The following is a 16,157-nucleotide window of genomic DNA, read 5'->3' on the forward strand; positions in this document are numbered from 1 at the left end:
TCACTCACCTCTCAAAGTTTCAAGTTCACTTGTGTCTTCCGTAAACATAACGAAACTACCAATAACACAGAGAGTGCCTCCTACAAGGATGGTCCACTGCGGGACATCTCCGAAGAAGAGGAAAATGAAGATAATAGCAAACAACCCGTAGAGATTTCCTATACCCTGGCCCCTTCCGACTCCGATAAGCGGGAAAGACTTGTACCAGCAGACATAACAGAAACCAAAGGTAATTCCCGCGAAGATCAGGACCAGCAAAGTCAGAGGTTCGAAAGCCTGGAATGCAAAGGAATACATCGGGTAACCCACAAGTGCGAGCAACGGCACAATAATGACCCACCAGATCAGGTTTTCTCCAACGAACCTGAGGGTCAGACCCACATCGGGTTCGGAAATGTCGAGACCTTTGCCTGCGATTGCGCCTTCAATGCCCCAGCCGGCAGCAGCCATCAAACCTCCGAGGTATCCGATCCATTGGACGTTACCTGAGGAAAGCTCGGTCAGAAGCCCGCCTCCGAAGATCGTGATGCCTCCTATAATGATGACTCCTATACCCATTGCCGCTCTTTTGGAGATCTTTTCCCCATACCAGTAGTAGGCAAGAATCGAACCCACCACAGGGTAAAGAAGAGCCGCAACAGCTGCGAATGCTCCGCCGATGAAGCCCATAGCAATGAATGACCCGAGAATTGCCATCGGACCTCCGAAAATTGAAGCAAGGAAGAACCATTTGGAGCACGGATGGAATTCTTTCATTGTCCGGACAAGTTCTCCGAATTTGCCGAGAACCCCGTTCCAGAGCATAAGCGCAAGCATGACCGTAAGCGCATTGAAGGCCGTAATCAGAACAGCAGTTATGATCAGAGCTGTGCCGTCTCCACCGGCTTCGGCAATAGCCCCGTACATCTCATCGAAGGGGTTAAGCACCCACACAACGGTCCCTGGCAGATACCAGATACCCCAGAATACAGCGCAGAAAAGGGCCCACATATACCCTTTACTGATTTTTCGTTTACTCTCCTGTTTTTTTAAAGCTTTTAAATCCACGAAAATCCCTCCATTTTTCAGATGCACTATGGAATTCCCTCAGGGTATGAGTCCGTCTCAACCCTATTCCACAGCCTGAAAGTACAGCTTGCGAACCGTCTCTATGGGCATTTGCATCTCAGGGAATCAGATTGACATTAAAGTTGAATTTCAACATTACCGTTTTTTTGGTTTTCCTGATTTTATTGAACTACAATTATATAACTGTAGTTTTAATTACCGTTTTTAACCAGGAATCAGCAGCTTTGAAGTTTACCGCATTATTTCCCCTGAGTATACCGGAAAATAATATTGAGCAAGCTTACTGCACTGCTTTTTCTATAGTAACCGGATTCTCCCGTGAGTATGACCGGATATGCAAGAACTTTTTTTGTATACCCTTAGCTATCGGTTTCGCAAAAACTGCACAAAATAAAGTAAGGCAGAAAATGCATTTGATCGGATCTTCTGCATTTTCTGCTTATTGGACCTTTTTTAGAGTAAGGCTGCTCTTACCTTGCTGACTACATCGTTGGCACTTTCTCCGTAGAGGTCTGCGCCGATCTTGTCAGCCCAGTCCTGGGTAACGGGTGCGCCTCCGACCATGGTCTTGACCTGGTCGCGAATGCCTGCTTCTTTCAGCTGTTCCTCGATCTGTATCTGGTTGACCATGGTTGTGGTCATAAGGGCGGAGGATGCGATTATCTGCGGTTTGAGTTCCTTTGCCTTTTCAACAAAGGTCTTTATCGGGACGTCTCTTCCGAGGTCCACGACTTTAAAGCCTGCAATGTTGAGCATGGAGGCAACGATGTCCTTTCCGATGGAGTGGATGTCACCTTCGATAGTCCCGATGACAATGGTTCCGAGGCTCTTGGTCTCAGACTTGCGCTTTTCCATTTCCGGCTTGATAACTTCCATTCCTGCGTTCATTGCTTCGGCAGCTGCAAGCACGTGGGGGAGGAAAAGGGTACCCTGTTCGAACTGTTCTCCTACTTCCTGCATGCCTGCGGTAAAGCCCTTCTCAATGAGCTCTATCGGGTCAATCCCTGCGGCGAGGGATTCTTCTGCAACTTCTGCTGCAAGTTCATCATCAAAATCAGTGATTGCATCTTTTGCTTTTGCAATGATTTCTTCTTTGTTTGCCATTTTTAGATCTCCTGAATATCCTTAATTACATACCTCTGAAGGCTTTGTCAGCTCTGTCCACGACTGCCTTCATGTCCTTGAGGATGTCTGCGTCGATTGGTTTGACTTCGTGGTTCTTGAGGACGTCTACTACCTTTTCGTGTGCAACTGCTGCAAGGTCCTTTGAGCCAGCTGCTGCCCAGTCACCGAACATACGCCTGTCGATGAGCATGGGGTTGGAGGGGTAGTCCACAAGCATTCTGGTCTGCTTCAGGGCAAGGAAGTTGTTTCCGATGCCAACCTTCTGGATAGATTCGACTGCGAGGGTTTCTTCAGAGACAGGAATTCCCTGCATGGCTTTCTTGACCATGCTGAAGATATCATTGTCAATGACGAGCTGTTCCATTGAGAAAGTCATTCCGAGCTCAAGCATCCCGGCCCCATAGATGGTGTTGGCACCAGCGAGGGCAGGCAGGAGGGTGGTCATGGTTTTTTCGTGGCCTGCCTGGTTGTCCGGGACCTTGGAATCAGACTAGGAACCTGCCACATAGGAGGGAAGGCCGTAGAACTGGGCAAGCTTTGCAACTGCACCACTGATAAGACCGAGTTCGGGAGATCCGACAGGTGCAGTACCCTTCTTCAGGTCGAAGGTGGTTGTTGAGCTTCCGTACCAGACTTTTGATCCGGGCACAGTGAGCTGGGCAAGGGTGATACCGGAGAGGACTTCGGCGTTGTGGGTAACAAGGGTTCCTGCAAGGTAAACAGGAGAGGAGCCTCCGGACATTGCCATACTCAGGACGTTAACAGGGATTCCAAGGCGGGCACCCTTGATGATGACCTGGCAGGCGTTGACACTGAGCTCGAGAGGGCTGGTCGGGCAGAGGAGCATGGAGAAGATCGGTTTCTTCCTGGCTTCTTCTTCATCGCCGCCGTAGTAGGCCTTTACGATGTCCCAGTAGTACTCGACGTTTTCGCCTACAGGGTCAATGTGGTGGAAGTGCTTTGAGGTGTTTGCGATAGGGGTGAGGGTTTCGTGGACGTCCTGGGCACCCTGACCTGCAATGTCTCTTGCGGAGACAGGGAGGGAGAAGTAGTCAATGTTTTCTGCCCAGTCACAGAGCTTTGCGATATCTGCAATGTCCTGTTCGACGGAGTCAACGGTTACGTACTTGCCGTCCTGGTACTTGCAGACCTTCACACCTGTACCGAAACAGGTCCAGTGTACTTTGCCGCCGCACTCCTGGACTGTGTTGTTCTTCTTGTCGCGACCCCAGAGGACAAACCTGGATGGGGCGAGCTGAAGGGCTCTTCTTACAAGGTATTCAGGGATCTTTACAACATTGGTTTTTTCGTCGACTTCGCAGCCATTTTCCTTAAAGATCTGCCTTGCCTCGGGGTCAGAGACCTGGACCCCGGGGTTCATCAGAACATCCATGGTAGCGTAGTGGATTGCTTTGAGTTCGTCAGTGGTAAAAAGGTTTAATTCTACACCGTTAAGTGCGTTAAATCCTGCAACTGCATTATTTTTTGCCATTTTTGTAACCTCCGAATAAGAATAATTTAAGCCAGCAGTTCTTTTGCCTTGGCAACAGCTTCGCTTGCGTTTTCAGCATAGCAGTCTGCACCGATCTTGTCTGCCCAGGCCTGGGTAGCCGGAGCGCCTCCGATCATGACCTTTACTTTTTCCCTGAGACCTTCTTCTTTGAGGAGTTCAATAACTTCTCTCTGGCCGGGAAGAGTGGTGGTCATAAGAGCGGAAAGTCCGATCATGTCAGCATCGACTTCCTTTGCCTTCTGGACAAAGTTCTTGACCGGGACATCACGACCGATGTCGTGCACTTCAAAACCAGCGGACTGGAGCATGGTGGATACGATGGATTTCCCGATGTCATGGACATCGCCTTCCACGGTACCGTTCACAATAACGCCCATTTTCGAGCTGGCAGAGCCTTCAGGCATAAGGTCCTTTAAGGAGTCAACTCCGGCAGTCATTGCGTCAGCAGCCATCATCACATGGGGTAAGAAAAGTTTGCCCCTCTCAAAGAGGACACCCACTTCGTTCATGCCTGCTGCAAGCCCATTTTCAATGATTTCGGAGGGATCCAGTTCTCCTTTTGCCTTTTCAACGGCAGCGAGTACCGCATCCTTTTTACAGGTGATTACAGCACCTGCAAGTTCCTGAAGCAATTCTTCTTTGCTAATATTGCATCCTCCGTTTTAGTTTTTCAACTATGGAGACGTCTCGGCCCAGAAATATCATGAATAACCATGAACATTCGAATTGTCAGCTCACGCTCGATGAGTCATGAGTGCACAAGAAGTAATTCACGATAACCACAGATAGGGAATCATGATTACTACAGGCGAAACTGTGAAATCAGGAAAGATCCGTTATTATCCTGATTGGGGTTCATGAGTACTTTAGCAGAGGGAGTGTTTTTGGTGCCATTTTAAATCCCGTCTGTTTACTCATCATTATAGATGTCTCCAAGTTAAAGTTCGATTTACTGGTATAAATATTTTGTCAGAACGAGCAGGGCAAAACCAAGGGTTACATAAATACTTTTTGGTTAAAATATTTTGAAGGGAGTGTTTAGGAGAGGAAAAGAGAAGACATAACGAAAAATATAAATATAAAACATTAAAGATGGACTTTTGAAGGTATATAAGAGCAGGAAAAATAAAGTTAACGGTAGAAATTTCGGCTAAAATATTAAAAAAGTAGAATATTTCATTGTTAAAGGCACAATGATGTAAGAGGGCTATTGAAGCTGTTTTTTATTAGAATTTTGAGCTGTAGAATCTGATGGACAATCATAAATTCCTTTTTTGCGCAGGACTTTTGTTCTCTCCCGGGATTTGAACAGAATTCAGGTTAGAAAAACGGAAAAAAGAGAAAACATTATATATAAGAAATATTGCTGGGCTAGATTTTTGCTACGATTTTGTGTCTGCAGTAAAAGGATAGAAAGTAAGGGGAAAAGGAAAAAGAGAAAAAAGAGAGTTGAAGGAATCAAAAAGAAGTAGAATTCCAAAGAGAAAGGATCCCAGGAGAAAGAATCCCGGGAAAAAGAATTTCAAGAGAAAGAATTCCAAAAAAAGAATCCCAGGAAAAAGAATCATGAAGAAAAAAATTCCCGGGAGAATTTATGGCAAGTCGGGCTCCTGATATCCGGAAATACAGAGCCTGTAAGCCCTGTTTACAAGTTCAAGCATTTTCTCATCTTCCCGCTCGATTTTTACTCCGCAAGCAAGGCAAAGGTATTCAGCGAGGTCAAAGACTTTTATCTGCTCGTCCCCTCCGGCTTCAACAAGGTTCTGCATACAGCCCCCGCAGTTAGTTATGATAACGTCACAGTCCAGTTTCTCAGCAGCCCTGTAGCGGTCCGAAGCAACTGAAAGGGACTCGGAAGGATAGTTGACCCTTACCCCGCCCCCGAAACCGCAGCAGGCTGAATTTTCAGGAGTTTTGTTTGCAAGCTCTGTGCCGGGGATATTTTCGAGCACGTTTCTTGCCTCCCTGTAAACCCCCATGCCCCGGGTCAGATGGCAGGGGTCGTGGTAAAAAACCCTGTGTTTAAGAGCAGATTCGGGAGAAAGTTTGCCTTCCTTAATCAGGCGTTCCAGGTACTGAGAGACCTGCAGCACCTCAAAGCCCAGTTCCCCGAACATTCTGGGATAGATTTCCTTAAAAGCCTTAAAACAGCCGGGGCAGGTAGTAAGCAGGATTTTTGCCCCCCTTTTCCTGACTTCATTGAGATTTAGCTGCCCTTTCCGCATGATAGGAGCAGGATTTCCCGCTCCTGCCGAAACAGCCCCGCAACAGTATTCAAGTCCGCTCAGAACCGTGTAATCGACCCCTACCTTTTCCAGCAAAGCGACGGTTGCACGTGCCATATTTTTGTTAATATAGGTGCCTGCACAGCCCGGGAAATACACTACGGAACCCTGACTGTCTTTGTACGCAGGAATTTCATCCATTTCAGCAATTTTTTTGAAGATATTATTTTCAGCATCAGGGTCTGCCATAGTTTGCCTGTCCGTAAGCCCGTGTTCACTCACCCATTTCTGTCGGGCAGGAGAGATAAGCATCTTGATGCCCAGGCCATCGGGACAGGTGTCGGCACAAAGCCCGCAGGTAAGGCAGCGCAGCAGGGAAGCAGGTTCGATTCCGGAAGTCCCTTCCAGATATCCGTAAAGCAGATCAAGCAAACCGAGGTCATCGTACCGGGGGCAGACTGAAAGGCACTGTCCGCATTGTGTACATTTTTCCCTGTGTTCTTCCACTATATTCATATTTTAACTCCATATCATTTTAAACTCGTGCGACTTTATTCATGTACCGATCCTTAAAACCCTTTTCTGGAGAATTTCATTCCTGCAGACCATTCAATCAGGAAAGCTGCCCTTCAAGTTTTTAAAGGGCTCTTTCAAAGGACTGCACAGAACCCTGAAGCCCGAAATCTTTAGAAAAAAGATAAGACTATATCTGGATATGGAGTATCAATAGCCAGATAAAACAGCCGGATAAAAGGAAAAAAGAGTCAGATAAAAAGGAAGAGTAGCCAGATAAAAGGAAGGGATTGAAATATTCGAAGACCTGAAAAACAGCGCAAGAAAGCTGATAGTTCCGTTTGCCCGCTCAGTACCCCTGTCCCCAAACACCCTTACCCTGTTGGGTTTTGCAGTAAGCGTGGCTGCCGGAGTTGCATTTGCACTGGGAAAACCTTTTGAAGGAGGGCTCCTGATCCTCTTCAGCGGAGTTTTTGATATCCTTGACGGAGGAGTCGCAAGAGCAAAAGGCAGGATTACGCCTTTCGGAGGTGTCCTTGACTCGGTATGCGACCGCTATTCCGACGGGCTGATGTTTCTCGGGATAATGGCAGGAGTGATTAACGGCAGACTTTTACTTGCCCCGATCCTGGGAATTGACGGCTGGCTCTGGGCAGGCTTTGCCCTTATAGGCTCTTTTCTGGTAAGCTATACCCGCGCCCGTGCAGAGTCCGCAGGCTGCAGGAAACTCTCTGTCGGGATTGCCGAACGTACGGAAAGGATGCTCATCCTGGCTCTGGGAGCCCTTTCAGGTTTCCTCGGCTGGGCTCTTGTCCTGATAGCCATCTTCTCCCATATTACCATGATCCAGAGGGTCCTGCGGGCAAAAAGCATACTGAGCAATCCATCCGAACCCGAGATCCAGAAACCGTAAGCCAGAATTCCGGAGAAAAGCCCATGCAAAAAAACGCAGGCCAACAATCGAAAAAATAACAAAGATAGGGGACTGGCTTTTCCCTACCGATACTCATTTATACTACATGTTTAATTACAGTAGTTTGTTGATGGCAAGTAAGGAAAAGCCCATTGCCATCGAAGAAATATAACCTGCTCTGCGGGGCCGTAGGGTAGCTTGGTCCATCCTGCAAGACTGGGGGTCTTGCGACTTGAGTTCGAATCTCAACGGCCCCACCAAAATTTGTTCAGCTTTTTGACGTTTTTACATATTTTACCACATTTTTACAACCGGACATCATGTTGTGTAATTCTATTTGTCAGCACAATTTCCGTATGTCAGACTCATCAATTTCAGACTCATTCCCAGACTAATCCATAGTTTTTGAGTTTACTTTGGATCCAGGGTTCAGGATTTTGGATTTGTCTTCAGGACCCAGATACTCACCGACTGAGAAGCAGGCAGCCCTTCGAAGAAAGAAAAGAAAGCCTGAAAGCCAGATACGTGGATAAATTACAGTCTGGGATGAAAACTATAAAAACAGATAACAATGGATAACTTTAGTTTCTTTTACCTATCGTCCAGACTACTGCAAGACAAAAAATATTTTCAAGGAATCAGACAGGAGCTTTTTCAGCAAATTTTAAAGTCCCAGAAAAATATAAAAATGTAAAATGTATAGTTGAATTTTTATTCCTCTTCTTTTTCCTCTTCTTTTTCCTCTTCTTTTTCCTCTTCTTTTTCCTCTTCTTTTTCCTCTTCTTTTTCCTCTCCCTTTTCCTTCTCCTTTTCCCGCTTATACTTCTCTTTAATTTTCTCAATCATTTCCTCGTTAGCCTCAACAACAAAAGCTCCGACATACCCGCATTCCTTGCAGTGGTAGACTGAACCTACAAATCCCCCAACCTCATAGTAAATATCCGCGTTCCCGCAGACAGGACAGACTTCAACTAATTTTTCCCGGCTCAGAGCAATTCCCTCCTTTGATAAGGCTTACAATCCCGAATTGTTAAATTATATATAAGAAGCATGATTCAAGATAAAGACATAGTATTTTGAACTGATCTTTGAACTGATCTCCAAGCTGATCTCCAAGCTGATAGTCAAGCTGATAGTCAAGCTGATAGTCAAGCTGATAGTCAAGCTGATAGTCAAACTGATAGTCAAACTGATGTTCAAACTGATGTTCAAGTTGATGTCCAAACTCGTATGCGGGGAGAAAAGATGCTGCTTAACCAGAGTAACCAGCCGCTAAAATGGCCAGCCGTTTATTCAGGGTTCCCCGTTCCAGATTCAGTATTGTGCCGGATATAGATATTAACTGTGGATATAACTATGAATATTAAAGATTCAAGGCCTACAGTGAGTTGAAAAATGACAGAAATGATGACCCCTGCAATGCGCCAGTACTACGAAGCCAAGCAGGCATACCCTGACACCCTTATCTTCTTCAGGATGGGAGACTTCTACGAATCCTTTGGGGAAGACGCAAAAACCATTGCAAAGGAACTTGAAATTACCCTGACAGCCCGGGGGAAGGACAAAACAGGGGAGAGAATGCCGCTTGCAGGAATTCCCTACCATGCCATTGACACCTACCTGCCCAGGTTGATAAACAAGGGGTACAAGGTAGCCATCTGCGAACAGCTCGAAAACCCGAAGCAGGCAAAGGGAGTTGTGAAGCGGGGGGTTGTCAGGGTTGTAACCCCGGGAACGGCAATAGACTCTTCTATGTTTTCGGATGCCTCAAACAATTATCTCATGGCGGTCGCAGGAAGAGAGATAGGAAAATCCGGAAAAAGCGGGGAAAAAGAAATGGAATTCGGAATCTCCTTCCTCGATATCTCGACAGGAGAGTTCCTTACAACCCAGTTTACAGACTCGGAAAACTTTGAAAAACTCCTCAGCGAACTTGCCCGCATGCACCCTGCAGAATGCATCCTGCCCCCGTCCCTGTACGGGAATCCGGAGCTTACAGGCAGGCTAAGGGACCAGACAATTGTGCAGGAATTTGCTCCCGAGGTTTTCGGAAGCGAAGACGCCGGAGAAAAATTAAAAACCCATTTCGGGGTTGCAACCCTCGAGGGCATGGGCTGCGAGAAGCTGGAGTTTGCAGTTTATTCCGCCTGGGCTGCCCTTGAGTATGCAAAGACCACCCAGATGAGGGACCTTGCCCATATCAATACCCTCAGAACCTACTCAAACACCGAGTTCATGGTTCTGGACTCAGTCACCCTGCGCAACCTCGAGATAGTAAAAAACGTGAGGGATGAGGGAGACGAAAATTCCCTGTACAGGACCCTGAACTGCACACGGACCCCTATGGGGAATCGTACCCTGAAAAAATGGCTTTTAAAGCCGCTTCTTTCCGTAGAAAAAATCAACCTCAGGCTGGACGCGGTAGAAGAACTCGCAGAAGACTCGCTGCTCCGTTACGATATAAGGGACTGGCTCTCGGATGTAAGAGACATCGAACGCCTTGTAGGAAGGATAGTATACGGAAATGCCAGCGCAAGGGACCTTGTAGCCCTGAAAAAGTCTATGGACGTCGTTCCTTCTCTCCGGGATTCCCTGCTGGAAAAAGCCGGATCCGAAATTTTAAAAGAGATTGCAGAAGGGCTTGCCTCCTTTTCCGAACTGGAAGAACTGGCTGAAATGATTGAAAAAGCAATTGTGGACGAACCCCCCGTATCTGTCAGGGAAGGAGGAATGATAAAGCCCGGGTACAGCCCGGAACTTGACGAGCTCCGGGATATTGCAAGCAACAGCAAACAGTGGATTGCAGCATTTCAGCAGAAGGAAAGAGAACGAAGCGGGATCAAGTCCCTGAAAGTCGGATACAACAAGGTCTTTGGTTATCACATTGAGGTTACCCATGCAAACAGCAGCCAGGTGCCTGAAGATTATATAAGAAAGCAGACCATGGCAAATGCCGAGCGTTTCTTTACTCCCGAGCTTAAAGAGAAAGAAAGCCTTATCCTGACAGCAAACGAAAAGGCAGTGGCTCTGGAATACGAAATTTTCACCGAAATCACACAGACCCTTTCCTCCCGTTCAAAGGAACTTCAGGAAACCGCAGAAAGAATAGGGACCCTTGATGTCCTTGCAGACCTTGCCGAGGCTGCTGAAAACAACAACTATACACGCCCGCAGCTCACCGAAGATTGCAAGATCCTCATCAGGAACGGGCGGCATCCCGTAGTAGAAAGTACCGTATCAGGAGGCTTTGTTCCCAATGATACTGAAATGGACTGCAAGGAGAATCAGTTTTTGCTTGTTACCGGCCCTAACATGGCAGGAAAGTCCACCTATATGCGCCAGACCGCCCTTATTGCAATTATGGCCCAGGTGGGCTCTTTTGTCCCGGCTTCCCATGCCTCCGTAGGCATAATCGACCAGGTCTTTACAAGGATCGGGGCTTTTGACGACCTTGCAAGCGGGCAGAGTACCTTTATGGTCGAGATGGTGGAGCTTGCAAATATCCTGAATAATGCAAGCCCGAAAAGCCTTGTACTGCTTGACGAAATCGGCAGGGGGACGAGTACATATGACGGGTACAGCATTGCAAAAGCCGTTGTGGAGTTCCTGCACAACAGGGGAAAGGTTGGCGTAAGGGCTCTTTTTGCGACTCATTATCACCAGCTTACAGCCCTTGAAGAGAAATTAAAGAGGGTCAAAAACTACCATATTGCAGTAAAAGAAGATGGTCACGAGCTGGTTTTCCTGCGGAAAATCGTTCCCGGAGCAACAGACCGGAGTTATGGGATCCACGTGGCAAGGCTTGCCGGAGTCCCTGAAAAGGTTATCGAAAGGGCAAATGAGATCCTGAAGGAACTTGAAAGGGAAAACGTGTTTGAAGAAACCGAGGACGGCGAAAACGGAAAAAAGAGGAAAAGCAAGGCAACTGCCCGCTATACCCAGATGCTGCTTTTCGACCCCGGGAGTGGAAGTGAAAATTCGGGGAAAGCAAAAGGGTTGAGCCCTGTGGAAGCAGCCCTGAAAAAGGTTAATCCGGATGAGATGACGCCGATAGAAGCCCTGAACAAACTCCATGAGCTGAAAAAGCTGCTCGGCTAAAAGAAATAGATTAAAAACAGACTAAAAAACGGATAGAAGAATGAACGGAAGGTCAGATGGAAAGCAGGTAGAGGAACAGTTAGAATAGAAGATTGAAGAACAGATGAGAGAGCAGATTGAAGAAATGACGGAAGAGCAAACCGGAAAGCAAGCTGAAGAGCAGGTTGAAGAAAAGATGGAAGAGCAGGGAAACAAAATCCGGATTCTTGACAGGGACACGATAAATAAAATCGCAGCCGGAGAGGTAATAGAACGCCCGGCGTCCGTGGTAAAGGAACTTGTGGACAACTCAATCGATGCCGGAGCCACGGAAATCCGCATCGAAGTTGAGAAGGGAGGAAAACATTCCATCCTTATCCGGGACAACGGCTGCGGGATGAACAGAGCCGATGCCCTCCTCTCGTATGAAAAACACGCAACAAGCAAACTCACGCGGATCGAAGACCTGGACACGGTCTCGACAATGGGGTTCAGAGGGGAAGCCCTTGCTTCAATTACCGCCATTGCAAAGGTAGAAATCCTTACCCGTCCCCCGGAAGAGATTACCGGCACAAAACTGGTCATCCACGGAGGGAAGGTGCAGGAAACAGCGGATGCAGGTACGGCTCCCGGGACCTCGGTGCACGTAAAAGACCTCTTCTACAACACACCTGCAAGGCGCAAGTACCTGAAAAGCGACCGGACCGAACTTGCCCATATCACTGATACCGTTACAAGGCTTGCCCTTGCAAATCCCGGAATTTCCTTTACTCTGCTAAGCGAAGGAAGGCCAGTCATAAGAAGTACGGGCTCAAGCGACCTTTTTAAAAGCCTTGTCAACCTGCTCGGACCTGATACCGCCCGCTCGATGCTGCCCCTTGAGTACAGGACAGAAGACTTTGAAATCCGGGGATATATCTCAAAACCCGAAAACAATAGGGGAGGAAGTGACCAGTTATACGTTTTCGTAAACACCCGCCCTGTCACTTCAAGGGCTGTCAGCACGGCTGTTCGCGAAGGATATTATACAAAGATCCCTAAAGGCCGTTACCCTGTGGCAGTGCTTGCTCTCACCCTCGATCCCGGAGAGGTGGATGTAAACGTACACCCCCGCAAAGCCGAAGTCCGGTTCAGCCGGGAAAAGGAAGTCGGGGATGCAATAATTCATGCAGTTGAAAAGGTCCTTTCGGAGCACGGGCTTGCTCCAGAGGTCAGGGAAAAGGAAGGAAAAAGACTCCAGAAAACCTTTGAAGATCAGGGATTATCAGGAAAAATTCAGCCGCAGGGGACCCCTGTAACCCTGAAGGAAAAGCAGGAAAAAGTAGCTGCAGAGAAGATAGGGAAATCAAGCGAAACTGTAACCGGGAAGGAAGCCGGAAAGGAAACAGAGGTTAGAGAGGAAGCGAAGGTCCAGGAAAGTGCCAGCAGACTCCTGAAAGAAAAGTCCGAAGCTTACACCTATCCGATAAAGGATACGGAAAGGAGGCTGAAGAAATCCGAACGTCTGCTGGATTTTGCAGAAAAGGCAGGAATCCGGGAAGTCCGGAGTGAAGAAGAACAGGGAAGTAGAAAGGAAGAGGAAAGGGCAGGCGGAAAAGAAGAGAAAGCCGGAGAGAGGCAAAGCCAGAAGCAGAAGCAGAAGGCAAACACCGATCTTCTCGAAGACCTGCGGATCATAGGTCAGGTGTCCAAAATGTATATCCTTGCCGAAAAAGGGGAAGACCTTGTGATAATCGACCAGCATGCAGCCCATGAGCGGGTTCTGTACGAGCAGGTCCTGAAGACGAAAAAGTCCAGAGTGCAGGAACTGATCACCCCTGTAATGATCGAACTTGCCCCGAAAGAAAGGGTGCTGATGGAGGAATACATCCCATATCTGGAAGAATACGGCTTCGGGATCTCGGAATTTGGGGACAATACCTATGTCGTTACCTTTGTGCCCGAGGTTTTCGGGCGGCTAGAGGATACAGGTGTAATCCATGATGTGATAGCGGACCTGCTGGCTGAAGGGAAGGTCAAAAAAGATACGGGGATCTCGGAAAAGGTCAGCAAAACCCTTGCCTGCAGGGCAGCAATCAAAGGAGGAGCAGCCTGCAACACAAGGCAAATGGAAGAGCTGATAGAACAGCTCAAAGCTGCTGAAAGCCCCTACTCCTGCCCGCACGGGAGACCAACAGTAATAACCTTTACAAAAAGTGAACTGGACCGCATGTTTGCAAGAACTCAGTAAACAACGTCTCCTGAAAAAAGAACAAAGTTGAAAAAATCCAGGAAAAGGACTGTTCAGAGAAGAACGGGTCGCCACAAAAAACGCGATCTGTCGATAGAATGAGCGGAAAGAATACTGATTTTCACTCGTGGAGAGGCCCGAAGGGATTTCCACTGGAAATCTACCATTTTTTTCCTATAAATTTATATAATAGAACCGAATATTTAAGATAGATGTCAGGCGAATACTGACATCTAAAAGGCATCATTCCACAAGACTATTTTTCACACACCAACCCCCAAACCCCCACAAGAATGGTACCCCCCATTCAAACCCCAAGAGAAATACCCCAACTTCCAGAAAAACGAAAAAAATCCCCACTTCTGGAATGATGCCACTCTTTTCTATATTCTGTGATTCTTCTTTTCTATATTGTCCTGTGATTCTTCTTTTCTATATTGTCCTGGTGATTCTTATGCTGTTTTATGGTCTTTGCTGATCGTTTATGGCCTTCGTTGGTCTTTTCAGACAGCTGATTTTTTCCAGATCCGGGCTTTTTTTCCGGGTTTGCATAGAAAGCCTGCTGGGATTTCATAAGTATCAGTTTTGTTTTATTGAGGCTCTTCAGGCTCTTTTCCAGGCTTCAGGTCAATACATTTATAATAAAAAACCTCCGAGTATTCTTCCATGATAGATCCTGTTAACAATTTCAAGATCCCTGAAGAATGGATTGCCCTTACGGGGCTGCCCAGGGAAGAGCTTGAAAAAAACGTGGCATCCGGGATGATTGTGATCCTGAGTGACGGGTCCATACTCAAGAGAGGATATACCACAGGAACCACAGCCAGTGCCGCTGCAAAAGCCGCTGTCCTTTCCCTTAAAAAAACAGTTGACAGCGTCTCCGTGCCCACCCCTGTAGGACTGAGAGCCTACCTTGAAGTCAGCGAATCCTCTCCCGGCCGTGCAGTTGTAAAGAAGATCCCTAACGACCACGAATCCGATATTACCCGGGGGCTTGAATTTGTCGGAGAAGCCAGGGAAATCGAGGGGATCAGCATCCTGGGCGGAAAAGGCATAGGAGTTGTAAAAAGGGACGGACTTCAGGTCTCAAAGGGCAAGCCGGCCATCAACCCGAAACCCATGGAACAGATCCGGGCTGCAGTACAGGAAGCTGTAGAGGAAATGGGTTTGAAGGGAGCCGAGGTCACGATCTCGATCCCTGAAGGGGAAAGGATAGGAAAAGAGACTCTGAACAGCAGGATAGGAGTCGAAGGCGGAATTTCGGTCCTCGGGAGCACAGGCTTTGTCGAGCCCTGGAACGACCACCTGGGAGAGATGAGAGGAGACCTGATCCGCTGCACGGACAGGGTAGTCCTGACCACGGGCCGGATAGGAATGAAGTATTCTCACATGCTCTTTCCCGATTACACCGTTGTTATGGTCGGGAGCAGGATTTCGGAAGGGCTTGATAACGCTTCAGGCGACATCATTATCTGCGGACTTCCGGGCCTTGTCCTGAAATGGGGAAACCCCGAGATGCTGGAAGGCAGTGGCTATGCAACCGTTGTTGAGATGCTTGAAAAAGTCCCTGAACACGAGCGCCTGAAAGAAGCCTTTGAAATGGCGGTTGAGAAAGGCAAAGGTGCGAGAATCGTTGTTATTGACAGGGACGGGTCTGTCCTTATGGACAGCAAAAGCGGGAAATAAAAACGAATTCGGAAATTGAATTAAAACTAAATTAGGACTTTGAATTGAAATTAAATCCATAAATTGAATTAAAAGTAAAATCCAGAGACTAAGATCTCGGAATTCGAACCGGACAGAGGGGAAGAAAAACTATGATTGTGGTAGGAGTCGGGGTCGGACCCGGCATGCTCACGGAAGAAGGGATAAGGGCGATCAGGAAGGCATCGGTGGTTTACGGGGCAAAAAGAGCCCTTGAACTCGCACAGGAATATATCACCTGCGAAGCAAAGACGATTAAAGACTACAAGTCGCTCCACCTCCTGCCCGCGGATGCCGTTGTCCTCTCCACAGGCGATCCCATGTTTTCCGGGCTCGGAAAATTTGCAGGGGAAAAGGATACCGTAATTCCCGGAATCTCTTCAATGCAGGCAGCCTGTGCGCGTACAAAGGTAAACCTGACGAACCTCTGCGCAATAACAGCCCATGGCAGGGACTTTGAGCCTGCAAAAGCCGAACTGATCCGGGAATTGAGGAACGAAAGAAACATTTTCCTGCTGCCGGAAGAGGCATTCGGCTCCCGCGAGGTTGCTGAAATCCTTAAAGAGCTTGGGATAGAAGCCGAGCTCTATACCTGCGAAAACCTCGGCTACCCCGAAGAAAGGATCGCAAAAGGCACTCCGGATAACCCCCCGATTGCCGAAACAATCCTCTACGGGCTGCTTGTCGTACAGAAAAAGTGAAAAAAGAAGACGCCGAAAAAGAAAAGGAAAGAAGGAAGATAGGAAAAGGAAAGAAGGGAAGAAAGATGGGAAAAAGTAAAGAAAATCC

Annotated in this window: 11 protein-coding genes, 1 tRNA gene and 1 pseudogene; 7 read left to right on the top strand and 6 right to left on the bottom strand. The window is 47.6% G+C overall.

What is annotated here, in order from left to right:
• The 4 genes and pseudogenes from ACSAZL_RS18145 to mtbC all read right to left on the bottom strand — a co-directional run bounded on the left by ACSAZL_RS18145 (position 1) and on the right by mtbC (position 4,353).
• A complete protein-coding gene (locus tag ACSAZL_RS18145) occupies positions 1-1,047 on the bottom strand; it encodes an EamA family transporter (RefSeq protein WP_440945985.1) in 1,047 nt (348 codons plus the stop codon).
• Positions 1,048-1,521: 474 nt separating this feature from the next.
• The gene (locus ACSAZL_RS18150) at positions 1,522-2,172 is read right to left on the bottom strand and encodes a methyltransferase cognate corrinoid protein (RefSeq protein WP_440945986.1); all 651 of its coding nucleotides are present in this window, start codon (positions 2,170-2,172) and stop codon (positions 1,522-1,524) included.
• A gap of 25 nt (positions 2,173-2,197) precedes the next feature.
• A pseudogene (mttB, locus tag ACSAZL_RS18155) lies at positions 2,198-3,685 on the bottom strand ([trimethylamine--corrinoid protein] Co-methyltransferase).
• Between the two features lie 26 nt (positions 3,686-3,711).
• Positions 3,712-4,353: a dimethylamine corrinoid protein MtbC gene (gene mtbC, locus ACSAZL_RS18160; protein WP_440948895.1), complete on the bottom strand. Its 642-nt coding sequence runs from the start codon at positions 4,351-4,353 to the stop codon at positions 3,712-3,714.
• An 802-nt stretch (positions 4,354-5,155) separates the two neighbouring features.
• Between mtbC and ACSAZL_RS18165 the strand changes: the two genes are divergently transcribed.
• Entirely contained in the window at positions 5,156-5,320 is a 165-nt protein-coding gene (locus ACSAZL_RS18165; protein WP_440945987.1) for a hypothetical protein, read from the top strand.
• On the opposite strand, the gene ACSAZL_RS18170 is transcribed toward ACSAZL_RS18165, so the two are convergent.
• Positions 5,299-6,447, bottom strand: coding sequence for a (Fe-S)-binding protein (locus ACSAZL_RS18170; protein WP_440945988.1), 1,149 nt, complete (start codon positions 6,445-6,447; stop codon positions 5,299-5,301). The two genes, ACSAZL_RS18165 and ACSAZL_RS18170, sit on opposite strands and share 22 nt — an antisense overlap.
• Before the next feature lie 376 nt (positions 6,448-6,823).
• Between ACSAZL_RS18170 and ACSAZL_RS18175 the strand changes: the two genes are divergently transcribed.
• Both ACSAZL_RS18175 and ACSAZL_RS18180 read left to right on the top strand, forming a co-directional pair.
• A complete protein-coding gene (locus tag ACSAZL_RS18175; RefSeq protein ID WP_440948896.1) occupies positions 6,824-7,357 on the top strand; it encodes a CDP-alcohol phosphatidyltransferase family protein in 534 nt (177 codons plus the stop codon).
• A gap of 182 nt (positions 7,358-7,539) precedes the next feature.
• A tRNA-Pro gene (locus tag ACSAZL_RS18180) sits at positions 7,540-7,617 on the top strand.
• Positions 7,618-7,995: 378 nt separating this feature from the next.
• On the opposite strand, the gene ACSAZL_RS18185 is transcribed toward ACSAZL_RS18180, so the two are convergent.
• Entirely contained in the window at positions 7,996-8,199 is a 204-nt protein-coding gene (locus ACSAZL_RS18185) for a hypothetical protein (RefSeq protein WP_440945989.1), read from the bottom strand.
• Between the two features lie 553 nt (positions 8,200-8,752).
• Here ACSAZL_RS18185 and mutS point away from each other — a divergent pair.
• From mutS to ACSAZL_RS18205, 4 genes are all read left to right on the top strand, one after another.
• Positions 8,753-11,455: a DNA mismatch repair protein MutS gene (gene mutS, locus ACSAZL_RS18190; protein WP_440945990.1), complete on the top strand. Its 2,703-nt coding sequence runs from the start codon at positions 8,753-8,755 to the stop codon at positions 11,453-11,455.
• 103 nt (positions 11,456-11,558) lie between these two features.
• Positions 11,559-13,664 (top strand): DNA mismatch repair endonuclease MutL, encoded by a 2,106-nt coding sequence (gene mutL / locus ACSAZL_RS18195; protein WP_440945991.1) that lies wholly within the window; start codon positions 11,559-11,561, stop codon positions 13,662-13,664.
• Positions 13,665-14,330: 666 nt separating this feature from the next.
• Positions 14,331-15,350, top strand: coding sequence for a cobalt-precorrin-5B (C(1))-methyltransferase (locus ACSAZL_RS18200; RefSeq protein WP_440945992.1), 1,020 nt, complete (start codon positions 14,331-14,333; stop codon positions 15,348-15,350).
• A 131-nt stretch (positions 15,351-15,481) separates the two neighbouring features.
• Positions 15,482-16,069, top strand: coding sequence for a cobalt-precorrin-7 (C(5))-methyltransferase (locus ACSAZL_RS18205; protein WP_440945993.1), 588 nt, complete (start codon positions 15,482-15,484; stop codon positions 16,067-16,069).
• Positions 16,070-16,157 lie beyond the last annotated feature (88 nt).

This window comes from Methanosarcina mangrovi, assembly GCF_052057765.1.
GTDB lineage: Archaea > Halobacteriota > Methanosarcinia > Methanosarcinales > Methanosarcinaceae > Methanosarcina.